Source organism: Oceanobacillus sp. CFH 90083, from assembly GCF_009389585.1.
GTDB lineage: Bacteria > Bacillota > Bacilli > Bacillales > Amphibacillaceae > Oceanobacillus.
The window spans coordinates 1-12,510 of the sequence record NZ_VIYG01000014.1 but is presented as its reverse complement, the minus strand read 5'-3'; the positions used below and the strand labels follow the sequence as shown (position 1 = coordinate 12,510).

At 38.4% G+C, this 12,510-nt stretch carries 13 protein-coding genes and 2 tRNA genes; 4 read left to right on the top strand and 11 right to left on the bottom strand.

Translation table 11 applies throughout. The annotated features are described in order from the left end of the window. Window position 1 precedes the first annotated feature (1 nt). Complete coding sequence (locus FLK20_RS17495; RefSeq protein ID WP_152657883.1) at window positions 2–196, top strand: YdiK family protein; 195 nt, start codon at window positions 2–4, stop codon at window positions 194–196. A 92-nt stretch (window positions 197–288) separates the two neighbouring features. Here FLK20_RS17495 and FLK20_RS17490 read toward each other — a convergent pair whose 3' ends face one another. Then, window positions 289–924, bottom strand: a complete 636-nt coding sequence (locus FLK20_RS17490) for a redox-sensing transcriptional repressor Rex (RefSeq protein ID WP_152657882.1) — start codon at window positions 922–924, stop codon at window positions 289–291. 492 nt (window positions 925–1,416) lie between these two features. Here FLK20_RS17490 and FLK20_RS17485 point away from each other — a divergent pair, with 492 nt between their 5' ends. Further along, window positions 1,417–3,351 carry an ABC-F family ATP-binding cassette domain-containing protein gene (locus FLK20_RS17485; protein WP_152657881.1) on the top strand — a complete coding sequence of 645 codons (1,935 nt, stop codon included), beginning with the start codon at window positions 1,417–1,419 and terminating at the stop codon, window positions 3,349–3,351. Window positions 3,352–3,483: 132 nt separating this feature from the next. Further along, window positions 3,484–4,638 (top strand): CBS domain-containing protein, encoded by a 1,155-nt coding sequence (locus FLK20_RS17480; RefSeq protein WP_152657880.1) that lies wholly within the window; start codon window positions 3,484–3,486, stop codon window positions 4,636–4,638. A 65-nt stretch (window positions 4,639–4,703) separates the two neighbouring features. Here FLK20_RS17480 and FLK20_RS17475 read toward each other — a convergent pair whose 3' ends face one another. The 10 genes from FLK20_RS17475 to FLK20_RS17430 all read right to left on the bottom strand — a co-directional run bounded on the left by FLK20_RS17475 (window position 4,704) and on the right by FLK20_RS17430 (window position 11,604). Then, on the bottom strand, window positions 4,704–5,876 hold the full coding sequence (locus FLK20_RS17475; protein WP_152657879.1) for an FtsW/RodA/SpoVE family cell cycle protein: 1,173 nt from the start codon (window positions 5,874–5,876) through the stop codon (window positions 4,704–4,706). Window positions 5,877–6,019: 143 nt separating this feature from the next. Then, window positions 6,020–7,030 carry a tRNA (adenosine(37)-N6)-threonylcarbamoyltransferase complex transferase subunit TsaD gene (gene tsaD / locus FLK20_RS17470; protein WP_152657878.1) on the bottom strand — a complete coding sequence of 337 codons (1,011 nt, stop codon included), beginning with the start codon at window positions 7,028–7,030 and terminating at the stop codon, window positions 6,020–6,022. Then, window positions 7,027–7,476, bottom strand: coding sequence for a ribosomal protein S18-alanine N-acetyltransferase (rimI, locus tag FLK20_RS17465; protein WP_152657877.1), 450 nt, complete (start codon window positions 7,474–7,476; stop codon window positions 7,027–7,029). Before rimI ends, tsaD begins: the two co-directional genes overlap by 4 nt. Further along, on the bottom strand, window positions 7,473–8,177 hold the full coding sequence (gene tsaB / locus FLK20_RS17460) for a tRNA (adenosine(37)-N6)-threonylcarbamoyltransferase complex dimerization subunit type 1 TsaB (RefSeq protein WP_152657876.1): 705 nt from the start codon (window positions 8,175–8,177) through the stop codon (window positions 7,473–7,475). The genes rimI and tsaB overlap by 4 nt, the downstream gene beginning before the upstream one ends. Before the next feature lie 10 nt (window positions 8,178–8,187). After that, on the bottom strand, window positions 8,188–8,643 hold the full coding sequence (tsaE, locus tag FLK20_RS17455) for a tRNA (adenosine(37)-N6)-threonylcarbamoyltransferase complex ATPase subunit type 1 TsaE (RefSeq protein WP_152657875.1): 456 nt from the start codon (window positions 8,641–8,643) through the stop codon (window positions 8,188–8,190). After that, complete coding sequence (gene thiL, locus FLK20_RS17450; RefSeq protein WP_152657874.1) at window positions 8,644–9,603, bottom strand: thiamine-phosphate kinase; 960 nt, start codon at window positions 9,601–9,603, stop codon at window positions 8,644–8,646. A gap of 358 nt (window positions 9,604–9,961) precedes the next feature. Then, a tRNA-Asp gene (locus FLK20_RS17445) sits at window positions 9,962–10,038 on the bottom strand. A gap of 53 nt (window positions 10,039–10,091) precedes the next feature. Beyond that, window positions 10,092–10,168: transfer RNA gene (locus tag FLK20_RS17440), tRNA-Met, on the bottom strand. A gap of 333 nt (window positions 10,169–10,501) precedes the next feature. Then, a complete protein-coding gene (gene yidC, locus FLK20_RS17435) occupies window positions 10,502–11,284 on the bottom strand; it encodes a membrane protein insertase YidC (RefSeq protein WP_152657873.1) in 783 nt (260 codons plus the stop codon). Continuing rightward, on the bottom strand, window positions 11,230–11,604 hold the full coding sequence (locus tag FLK20_RS17430; RefSeq protein ID WP_152657872.1) for a hypothetical protein: 375 nt from the start codon (window positions 11,602–11,604) through the stop codon (window positions 11,230–11,232). Before FLK20_RS17430 ends, yidC begins: the two co-directional genes overlap by 55 nt. Before the next feature lie 189 nt (window positions 11,605–11,793). Between FLK20_RS17430 and FLK20_RS17425 the strand changes: the two genes are divergently transcribed. Then, window positions 11,794–12,351, top strand: a complete 558-nt coding sequence (locus FLK20_RS17425; RefSeq protein WP_152657871.1) for a DUF1697 domain-containing protein — start codon at window positions 11,794–11,796, stop codon at window positions 12,349–12,351. Window positions 12,352–12,510: the final 159 nt, after the last annotated feature.

Sequence of the window (12,510 nt, the reverse complement as noted above, 5' to 3'; positions counted from 1 at the left end):
CATGCATCGTCCTTATTTAATAAAAGCAATTGTTTATGTCCTATTCGGTGTTTTATTTGTTTATTTCGGCGTTCTCAGTAAAAAAGACACCGTATGGGACATCGTAACACTCTTATTTGCCGGATTTGGAGCATTAAATTTTTATGCTGGGTTCCGGATGCTCGGATTCTATTTTAAAATTAAAAAGAAAAAGTAAAATAGGGCTGGGACATTAATAAAATGTACCTGGCCCTATCTCGTTGAAGATATATTTCACAAACTACTTTTTATAGCTGTAATTAATCAGGGTTACTCCTCTTCCAAGGGATAATGCTTTAAAAAATAGACAAGTGACTGAAGCTCTACTGCTAAATCAATATGATGGACACGAATATTACTTGGAACAGTAATTCGGGCGGGGGTGAAATTTAAAATTCCTTTGATCCCGAGATCTATAAGCCGATTCGTCATGACATCCGCTTCTTCTGCCGGTATGGTCAGAATAGCTACTTCTATTTTATCCAGCCGTTCTTCTAATTCACTGATTGGATAGATGGGAATGCCGCCAACCTCGGTACCAATTTTTGCTTCATCTGCATCAAACGCCATCGTAATACGGATATTATTGTTCTTCAAAAAATTATAATGTAAAAATGCCGTTCCCAGATTTCCAACACCAATTAAAGCAACTTCTGTAATTTCATGCTGATCCAGGGTACTTTTAAAAAAGCCTAATAAATATTCAACATTATATCCGTAACCCTTTTTTCCAAGAGCACCAAAATAGGAAAAGTCTCTGCGGATGGTTGCTGAATCAACTTTAACAGCCTCGCTCAACTCTTTCGATGATACACGCAGCTTCCCTTGTTGATATAAATTATTGAGAAATCGATAGTATAAAGGCAAACGCTTTGCTGTTGCCTGTGGAATTTTATTTTGTTCCATAGAAAAAGCCTCTCTTCAATTAATAAAATATAGAGTCACTCACATTTTATTAAATCTGCATCCTCACATTAGAATGTCACATTTTCCATAAATGAAGACGGTGAATCAGGATAAGATATGTAAGTTTTCCCAGTATAAAATATGTACTAACGCATTCTGCTTTATTAATTTTAACAGAAAAATAGCCAAGATGGCGAACTTTATCATAATTTTATTGTAGCTTCTATTTCGATACGTTACACTTATAGAAGGTATCCTTCTTTCCTTTTACAGGATTCTTTAAAAAGAAAGGATAGTAACTACATTTATCTATTAATTATTTTCACTTACTTTTTGAACAGATTTTTACATGTTAGGAAAGTATAAACGTTTAAACCAGAAGGATTTCGACCTAGTAAAAATTTTTAGGTACCAGGTATAAGTGCTGGCAAGGCTGTTACCTAAAAGCCTGGTGACAGCCACGTTTTATAATGACCAGAAAGGATGGCAATAATGATTTTAATGCAATTAAATGGAATCTCAAAATCCTTTGGAGCAGAAGAGATTCTTTCCAATATAAAAATAGAAGTAAAAGACAATGAACGTATTGCAATAGTCGGCCGGAATGGAGCCGGAAAATCCACTCTTTTAAAAATCATGGCAGGTGACATGCCCTTTGATGATGGAGAAATCTTTAAACCAAAGGATTTAACATTCGGTTATCTCTCGCAGCATATGACGTTAGAATCCGGAAAAACCATTTGGAAAGAGATGCTGGATGTCTTTTCCCCGCTTCTCGCTATGGAGACAAAGTTACGTGAGCTTGAAGCACAGATGACCGATTCCTCCAGCATGGATGAATCAGCTTATCAGCAGCTGCTCACGAAATATGACAAGCTTCAACATGACTATCAATCAAGCGGCGGTTACACCTATCAGGCCGAAATAAAGGCTGTATTGCATGGGTTATCCTTCGGTGATTATGATTACGATACATTGATTACAGACCTGAGCGGTGGACAGAAAACAAGACTTGCTCTTGGAAAGCTTCTTCTGCAGAAACCGCAGCTGCTTATTTTGGATGAGCCGACAAACCACTTGGATATTGATACACTCACATGGCTGGAAGGGTATTTAGTAAACTACCCGGGCGCTATCATTATCGTTTCCCATGACCGCTACTTTTTAGACAAAACGGTGTCGATTGTGTATGAAATTTCCAGACATCATTCAAAAAAGTTCCATGGGACTTATAGTAACTATTTAACCCAAAAAGCACTGGACTATGAGCAGGAGAAAAAAGAATTTGAAAAACAGCAGACAGAAATCAAACGAATGGAAGATTTTATTCAGCGCAATTTAGCGCGTGCTTCTACAACCAAACGGGCACAGAGCAGACGAAAAAAACTGGAGAAAATCGAGCGTCTCGACCGTCCTGCAGGTGATGAATCTTCTGCATCTATTTCCTTCCAGGTTAACCGCCAGAGCGGAAATGATGTACTGAAAATAAAAGATTTATCCTATCAATATCCGGATACGAATCAGCCGATTTTTAAAAATATTACCCTGCATGCCAATCGCGGTGACCGCATCGCATTAGTCGGTCCCAATGGTGTCGGCAAAACAACCTTATTAAAAAATATTATTGGCAGGAATCAGCCGAATCAAGGCGAAATTCAACTCGGGACAAATGTTCAGATCGGCTACTACGATCAGGAGCAGGCCAATCTAAATTCGAATAAAACCGTACTTCAGGAGCTTTGGGATGATTATCCACTGATTAATGAGAAGGATATTCGCACTATTTTAGGAAATTTTCTATTTTCTGGTGAAGATGTTTTAAAACCTGTATCCGCCTTAAGCGGCGGTGAAAAATCAAGACTGGCTCTGGCAAAATTAAAAATGCAAAAGGCAAATTTGCTTATCCTCGATGAACCGACGAATCATTTGGATATTGACAGCAAAGAAGTATTAGAAAGTGCATTAATTGATTTTCCAGGAACAATTGTTTTTGTTTCGCATGACCGCTACTTTATTAACCGAATTGCTGACCAGGTTGCCGAAATGCAAGCCGATGGTGTGAACATGTATCTTGGTGACTATGATTATTATTTAGAGAAAAAAGCAGAGGAAGAAGAGAGACGTCTGTTAGAACTGCAAAAACAGCAGCAACAAACAGAAAAGCCTGCCGTCTCCTCTAAAAAGCTCAGCTTTCAGGAAGAAAAACAGCGCCAGCGGGAAGAGCGCAAACGCAAGCGCCGGATTGAGGAGCTGGAAGCATTAATTGAACAGAAAGAAGAAGAAATAGCAGCCATTGAACTGGACATGACGAAGCCTGATGTATTTGATGACCATAAAAAAACAATGGAACTAACCGATACATTATCCGTTTTAAAAGAGGAATTAGATCATCTTATGGATGAGTGGGCTGTTTTAGAAGAGAGCTGAGCAATTGATATAATTTTCAGATTGTTGTATAATGAAAGCAGGCAATCATTCTGCCTGCTTTTTATATCTTATATTTCTTCTCAGGACAATCATAAATAATAATTTAATGTGATAAATGGAGGTTGTTATCCCGTGGCGATACCCATCGTTACTTTTTTATTTTTCCTACTTGCCAGTATGGTGTACTTTGCTCTCAAAGAAACTATTTTATCCCGTTCACCCAGGGTAGAAGTACGTTCAAATTCCTTTCTTCATTTCCTTCCCTTTGCACTCGTATTTATCGGTCTTTTCAGCAGTACATGGCTTACTGTGGCTGCTACCCTCCAGCTCGGTCAGATTTTCTCAGATGCTGTTTTACCTTTTTCACAAACAATAAATGAATTTATTATGATATTGGCGTCCAGTCTTCTATTATTTGGTGTTTGGACTAGTTTTGGGTACCTTTTGCCAAAATGGCTGGCAAAGCATCGTCAACGGTTCACTGTAAAAGGATTATCCCGATTATTTCCTAATCTGTTCACAGACACACTAATAAGTGCAGAAGAACATTCATATCAGACTCAAAATATTATCGAATTCAGCGGCAAGGATGTAGGCGAAATCGCAACACACCGCACAGACTTAACCGTGCTGCAAATAGATGCAACGCTTGATGAAGTATTTTCTATCATTCAGGAGACAGAATTCACCAGAATTCCGGTTTATGATGAAGATATTGACCAAATTGCAGGAATATTACATGTGAAGGATTTCTTTCACAGCTTAAAATCAGGTGGATCTTCCGCTTTCTTTTCTTTAAAAAACCTGCTTCGTCCTGCTTCTTACGTCAGAATGAACCAGGAAATTGATGCAGTTTTTAAAGATATGAGAGAAAGAGATTACAGTATTGCCATTGTTCTCGATGAATTTGGAGGAACATATGGATTAATTACCTTAGAAGATATTATTAGAGACATAACGAAGGACTTGTTAGAAGAACAAAGACCAATAACAGCCGAGTCAAAGGACATTCTGCCGCTTTCGGGTAATCGCTATCTGATCAGTGGATCAGCAAGTCTGTTTATGTTAGAAGGGACACTTGGAGTTGCTTTTCCAATTAATACACCGCATCAGACATTGGACGGATTTTTATCCGAATTAATCGGACAGCAGTCTGATCGTAACAAAAATACAGTACACTATAAGCATCTGTTATTTACGATACAGTCTGTAAAAGACAATCAGATTGAATCGGTGATTGTTGCAGTGCATGATGAAGAAGTGGTTGAGCATCAATTTATCGGCTAGTTTCAGGATAATCGCTAAAAAAAGTGCGTGGAGATATTTTTCTCACGCACTTTTTTTATACTATCTTATTTAAATAAATAGTCATTCTGGATGGTCTCTTCCACCGCTACTCTATAAACCACTGCCATGCCCAGCATCGTTGACATAATGGAGCTTCCTCCATAACTAATTAAAAGTAAAGGAATTCCGGTAACCGGCATAATTCCAACTGTCATACCAATGTTTTGAAAAATATGGACAAGCATTAAGCTTAAAAATCCAAAACAGAAGTAAGCCCCAAACGGCGAATGCTTATAAATATTTAATCCAAGCGTTACGAGTTTATATAAAAGCATAAAATAGAGCAGAACAACAAAAGCAGTGCCGACAAAACCGAAGCTTTCTCCTATGACGGAAAAGATAAAATCGGTATGCGCTTCTGGATAATTTACCTCGATGCTTCCCATTCCTTTTCCAAACAGCTGTCCTGATCCAAGTGCCATATGCGAGCGCTCAAAGTGAAAATTGGCATCTGGCGATTGCTGCGATGGATCGAACCAGGTCATCACACGGTCAATTTGATAAGCCTGTACCCCCAGTGTTTCTTCCGCAAAACCCGGAAACTCAATCACAATAAATAAAGCACTGGCTATAACAGCAACTCCGGTAATAATCAAGGAAAAGATGATTTTCCAATTAATCCCGGATAAAATAATCAGCATTCCTGCAATAAACAGATACACCATCGCTGTTCCAAAGTCCGGCTGCAGCATAATCAAAAATACAGGGATTGCTGTATACAATAGCAGTTTCCCGAGCAGCTGAATATCTGTCTTTAAGGTGCTTACTTCAAATTTTTCCTTATGCCTGCTGATTACTGCCGACAAAAAAAGAATCGTGGATATTTTGACAAACTCGGCAGGCTGCAGTGTCAATCCCGGTATAAAGGTATACCAGCTTTTTGCACCGTTTCTAGGGGCTGCAATAAAATCTGGACTGATAGGGAGAATTCCCAGCAGTACAATTCCACCTATATAAATATAAAGACTTGTTTTATACAACTGCTCTAAATCCAGAAATTGAACAGCTGCAATCATACCGACTCCAATGGCATAAAAGAACATCTGCCGTATCAGAAAGTTTGTGCTATACTGCTCCAGCTGCTGCGCATTATATACCGCCAAAAAACTTATTATTGCAAAAGCAAGCAATAATAAGATTAAATCAGTTTGAAAATAATAATTTTGTTTTTTATTCATCGGATTCTCACCAAATTTCTCCTGTCGTTCCCCTGAATTTCATGAAATAATCACACATCATCAAATCATAAACGATAATTTCGACATAACTGATTTTCTCTAAAACTTACTAACAAATTACAAACTTTTATCAGTTACTACCCCTATTCTAACATTAAAGAAGGATTTGCGTTTAAATCAAGTGCAGCAAATTTTTCTTTTTCATATAAAATTGTTCCAGCCGCTGCAATCATCGCTGCATTATCTGTGCATAAATGCATCGGGGGAAAATACAAATCAACATCTTCATTACTAAAACGATTTTTCAAGCTCGTCCGTAAGCCTTTATTGGCCGCAACGCCGCCAGCCACAATCACCTGCTTCACCTGATATGCTTGTGCTGCCCGATATGTTTTCTCCGTCAATACGTCAATAACACTTTGCTGGAAGCTCGCTGCAACCTCTGCAGGAGCCAGTGCTTCCCCACGCTGTTCTGCGTTATGAAGTGTATTGATAACAGCTGATTTTAATCCGCTAAAGCTAAAATCATAGCTTCCTTCCTCCAGCCATGCACGTGGAAAGTCAATTGTTGCCTCTCCTTCTGCGCTTAAACGGTCAATTTCCGGTCCTCCTGGATAAGGAAGCTTCAGCATTCTTGCTACTTTATCATATGCTTCCCCAGCAGCGTCATCCCTTGTTTCACCAATTACCTCATAGTCATAGTGATCTTTCATCATCACAAGCTCCGTATGCCCTCCAGAAACAATCAATGCTAATAGCGGAAATTCGAATTCATTTTCCAGGCGATTTGCATAGATATGTCCGGCAATATGATGTACACCAATAAGCGGCTTATTTTTGGCAAAGGCGAGAGCTTTCGCTGCATTGACGCCAACGAGAAGTGCTCCTACTAATCCCGGTCCTTCTGTGACAGCAATCCCATCAATATCATCCCAGGTTACTTCTGCTTTATGGACTGCTTCTTCCAAGACCATTGTCATTTGCTCCACATGATGTCTGGAAGCTATTTCAGGGACCACACCGCCAAAGCGTTTATGGCTTTCAATTTGTGAAGCGACCACATTAGAAAGAATTTCGCGTCCATTCTTGACAATCGATGCAGCTGTTTCATCACAGCTTGTTTCTATGCCTAATATCATTGTATCTTTTTTCATTTTAAATTCACCCACATTACAATAGCATCTTCAAAATTATCCGTGTAATAATGCTTTCGGATCCCGCCAGAGACAAGTCCAAACTTCCTATATAAGGATTGCGCAACGATGTTGGAAACACGCACCTCTAAAGAGAGCCGCTCTACACCTTTGTCAGCCATAAATGTTACAGCATATCCAAATAGCATTTCGCCGATTTTGCGTCCACGCAAATCAGGATGAACAGCAAAGTTTGTAATTTGTCCATCTTCAAAGACAATCCACGAACCAATATAGCCAATAACCCTATCCTCTATGCAGGCCACAAAATAATAAGCATGTTTATTTTCACACAGCTCTTTATGAAAAATCTCCGCATCCCATGGTCCTGCAAAAGACGCCTCTTCTACCTCTAATACTCCTGAAATATCCTCCAGATTCATTGGACGAATAATAACCTCGCTCATGAGTCTGTTTTTTCCTTCTGCTGCTTTTGCCAATTTGCTTCTGCTTCTGCTAAGCGAAGATAATTCGGAACAAGTCCATGCACAGAGCCGGCTTCTTTTTCTCTGCCTAAGAGAGCCAAATGTACCGCTCGTGGCAGCTGGAATGATGTATCAGCAATCACAGCCTGATCCTGTAAATGTTCTTTAATCAATGCTTTAAACAGCTCGATATCCTGGCTCAGGAAAAGCACTTTTTCTCCTGATGTCTTCAGCTTTGCCAGCCATTCTGTCATTAAAATATTTTCTTCTTCCATCACCGCTTCAAGCTTTTCATTTTTCCATTGATAGGCACCTGTATAAACTAAACCGCGTCTGGCATCAAAAAATGGACAGATGATTCCATCAAATAACATTCCCTGATAAGCCAATGCCTCCAAGCTCGATACACCAACAACTGGTATATTTAATGCCCAGGCCATTGTTTTCGCTGTAGCCAAACCAATTCGCACTCCAGTATAAGAGCCGGGTCCTTTTGCAACGACAATTCGATCTAATTCAGAAGGTGTAACATTGACATCCTTCATCAGCTTTTCTACTGCCGGCATTAAACGTACAGAATGGTTTTTTGTAATATTTGTCGTTATTTCACCAATGATTTGTTTATCCTCTAATAATGCCACACTTAAAACTTGATTGGAAGTATCCATCGCAAGTATTTTCATAAAAAAACTCCTAACTCAATGCTTTGACAACCTGTTTAAAATGCTCCCCGAAAGGAGTAAGTGTTATTTCACGTTGATTTTCATTACCAGTATACTGAAGTGTAATATCCAGCCGCTCCTTTGGGAGAAAATCTTCAATAAAACTTGCCCATTCAATCACGGTGATGCCACCACCAAAGAAATAGTCATCAAAGCCGATATCCTCCATTGCATTTTCCAAGCGATACACATCCATATGATATAGCGGTAAACGCCCGCGATATTCCTTTACAATCGTAAAAGTCGGACTGCTGATATTCCTTTTAATATCCAGCCCCTTTGCCAGACCTTTTGTAAATGTCGTCTTGCCGACACCTAATTGACCTTCCAGGGTCAAAACATCATTCGGCTGTAATTTTTGCGCCAGCCGGCCCGCAAAATCCTGTGTATCCTTTTCTGTTTTTAACACCTTCTGCAACGCATTCACCTACTTTAAATGTGTGTATCCACTTTTCGTTAACTGCTTCGTCTCTCCATCTGATTGAATAAGAACACAGGGCTTTTCAGCCTTACGGACATAGCCAATCTGATGAACTGACGTACCCGCTAGAGAAGCCACTTCCTGCATCCTTGGCCAATGTACCTCTGACACTGTCCCTAACAGCTCAAAGTCTTCTCCGCCAGACAGCTTCCACTCGTGCTGCTGCGCTTCAGAAAACTGATGGAAGCTGTCAGAAACAGGAATTTTTTCTTCTATAATGGTAAGCTCCACGCCGGAAGCTTCTGCTATTTCATTCGCTTCATTTGAAATTCCATCACTAATATCATTTAACGCCATACGGTCTATTTCCCTTAAGTCCAGTACGAATCCGACTCTTGGTTCCGGCAATCGGTGGCGTTTTATAAAATAATCCTTATCTTTATATTCCTTCCCCTGCAGCAGTATCTCTAACCCTGCCCGGGAATCTCCTAAAGTCCCTGTCGTAAAGACAATGTCGTCAGGCTTTGCATCACTTCTATATCTTGCTCTCTCTTTTGGTACATACCCAATAGCTGTAATGGAAATCATGAGACAATCACTGGACACTGTATCGCCGCCAATCAGATCCATTCGATACTTCGAGGCAAGCTCATCCATCCCTCGGTAAATTTCTTCTAACGCATGCTGCTTCCACTTTTTTGGAATACACATTGAAACCAAATAAAAGGCAGGCTCTGCCCCCATGGCCGCTAAATCACTAATATTTGCAGCCAGCACACGATATCCGATATGAAAAGGATCCATTGTTTCTAAGGAAAAATGAATATTTTCAACAAATGTATCTACTGTTGTCACAATGTCTGATGTACTGCGAAAAACAGCTGCATCATCTCCAATTCCTTTAATTAATGCAGACTGTTTATAGGCTGTTGGTTTAATGGCGTCAATAAATGAAAATTCATCCATGCTATCACCGATTCCTTTATTTCACATTGAGAAAATCTAAAAACTTGTATATATGCTTTTGGTGAGTCGAGTAATCGCAATCTCATCAAAAGCAATATCTTCAACGAAATAATATCTTCATGCTCTAAAGCTCCAGTCGCTTTAGAGCAAATGAATACGACCTGTTGTAATCTACTACTTATCATAGCAAATCGAAGAAAAAAATAAAAATTTATGTCATCAAATTTAATATAAATAATTGGTATATGTTTAATTTATTTTCAAAGTCATAAGCAGCTGTGCTCATTTACGGCATTAAAAAAACACATGTTTCTTATCGGAAACCATGTGCTGGTGACTACTATTATTTTTAAAATCATGGCGGTCCGGACGGGACTCGAACCCGCGACCTCCTGCGTGACAGGCAGGCATTCTAACCAACTGAACTACCGGACCTAAATTATGTATTCTCTCTATCCAGTACTTTAATGGTGAATCTGGATCTTATTTGGTTGCGGGGGCAGGATTTGAACCTACGACCTTTGGGTTATGAGCCCAACGAGCTACCAGACTGCTCCACCCCGCGATATGAATAATTAGTATTTTTTTCTATCCATTAATTAAGGACAAGGTTTATTATATCTCCTTTTCAGGAATAATGCAATACCTTTTTAAAACTTTTTTATTTTTATTTGTCTATCTGTCAGGTTAACCCAAATGAGTATTATTTATAAGTATTTTATTGGAGATATATTAGTCAATCTGCTCCTAAGATCATTAGTTATCCTTTTTGTACTTTTTAAACATAAATAAAATAATGGTCTTCCACTGATGAAATGGAAAACCACTATTTTTCATGCAAGACCAGGCTCTCCCTGTCCCCTGTTTATATCATTTATTAATTTAGCAAGCTTTTCAATTAATGGACATATTTCTTTATAACAAGTGTCTGTACAATCATAAACAGTCCGCTAACTGCCCAATACAAAGGCAGTGCTGCAGGAACATTAAAGGAAACAACTGCAATCATAACTGGAGATATGAAACTCATTATTGCCATTTGCTTTCGCTGAGCTTCTTCCAGCCCGATAAGACTTACTCTTGCCTGGATATAGTAAATAAGCGCAGCAAAAACAACGAATAAAATATCTGTTTCACCTAAACTAAACCATAGAAAAGAATGTTCAGCTATTTCCGGAGTTCGCATAATCGCATAATAAAACCCGATGAGAATAGGCATTTGAAGAAGCAGCGGCAAACACCCTGCAGCCATTTTTACAGGATTAAAATCATGCTTTTTATAAAGCTCACTTAACTCTCTCTGCATATTTAACTGATCTTCTGTACTGCTCTTTCCTTTATAATTCTTTTGAATCTGATCCATCTCCGGCTTCATGACTGCCATTTTCTTTTGCGAGTCTTTACTATTCTTTGCCTGCCTGATAAAGAACGGCATTAACACAAATCGAATAATGATTGTAATTAATACAATAGCAATCCCGTAGTTGCCTTGAAACACAAAGGCTATCTTTTTTATCAAGAGAGAAAAAGGGTATACAAAATAATGGTCAAAGACCCCTGCAGATGAGCTGTCAATAGGTGTGGTATTACCTCCACATCCTGCAAGTACAAAGATAAGCAATAGCGCTAAAATGATAAGTCGATATTTTTTAAAGGCTGTGAGTAAGCCATTTCTTTCCATAATTGTCCTCCTCTTATTTTAAACTCTTTGTTAAAATAAGAGAAAACATTGTCATTTTTATCATCTTTTTCATCTATTCTCTTACATGTTATGATAAACCAAATGATAAAAGGTTCATTAATAATTAACGTCTTTTCCAGATGGCTGATATTGATTTTAATATCTTGACGGTTATCATCAAAAACATAATTATATACAACCGGATGATTATGATGGAGTTTAACAAAGTACATAATACCCATCGTCATCAAGATAACACCAAAATACATATAAAAGATGGAAGAGTCTATAAAAGCATTATGAAACAGTTCCAGAAACACACTTACTCACCTCCTTTGCATATGTAGAAACGAAAATGTAAACTTATTATAATTATATCAAAAAAATGGGGTGTTTCCTATCTCCAGCTGCTTAGAGGAGAAATTAGATTACTATGATTGATCCTTAACAGAAAACGTACAATAGGACAAAGAATATCTCTTTAAATACATTCAAGGAGTTGTTGACATATGCACGCATATATTGCACTGCTGCGAGGTATTAATGTAGGCGGCAAAAACAAAATGAAAATGGCGGCATTACGAGAGTCACTTGCATCAATCGGTTTAGAAAACGTCCGAACATATATTCAAAGTGGAAATATCATATTCCAATCGGATAAGCAGGAAATGATATTAAAAGAGGAAATACAGAATAAAATTATGCAAGATTATGGACTTTCTATTCCTGTGATTTTAAGAACAGCAGAAGAATGGGAGCAGTTAACGACAGATTGTCCATTTTCTGCTAATGAGATCATGGAAGCGGAAGCAGCATCTATCGGAGAGAGCCTTTATGTGGCTTGTTTTCTTACTTCTCCTTCCAAGAAAGATTTAGAAAACTTACAGGGATTTCAAAATGAAAAGGAAAAGTATCATATTCAAAACAAAGAAATCTATCTTCTTTTTCATGCTAGTATCCGCAATGCTAAACTAGCAATTCAACTACAGAAATTAAATGTGCCATTTACAATTCGTAATTGGAAAACAGTCAATAAATTGGCGGCAATGGTCAAAACAATGAAATGATGAGGCTGAGATAAGAAGTGTTTCAACCTAACAAATTTTGAACATAGATTGCGCGTGTATAACTTTGACAGGTTTCGATGGGGCAATACTTTTCCTTTCTTAATTCAAGAAAAAAGAGCTAAGCAGAATCTGCTTAACTCTTTTTTAATGTGCCTGGCA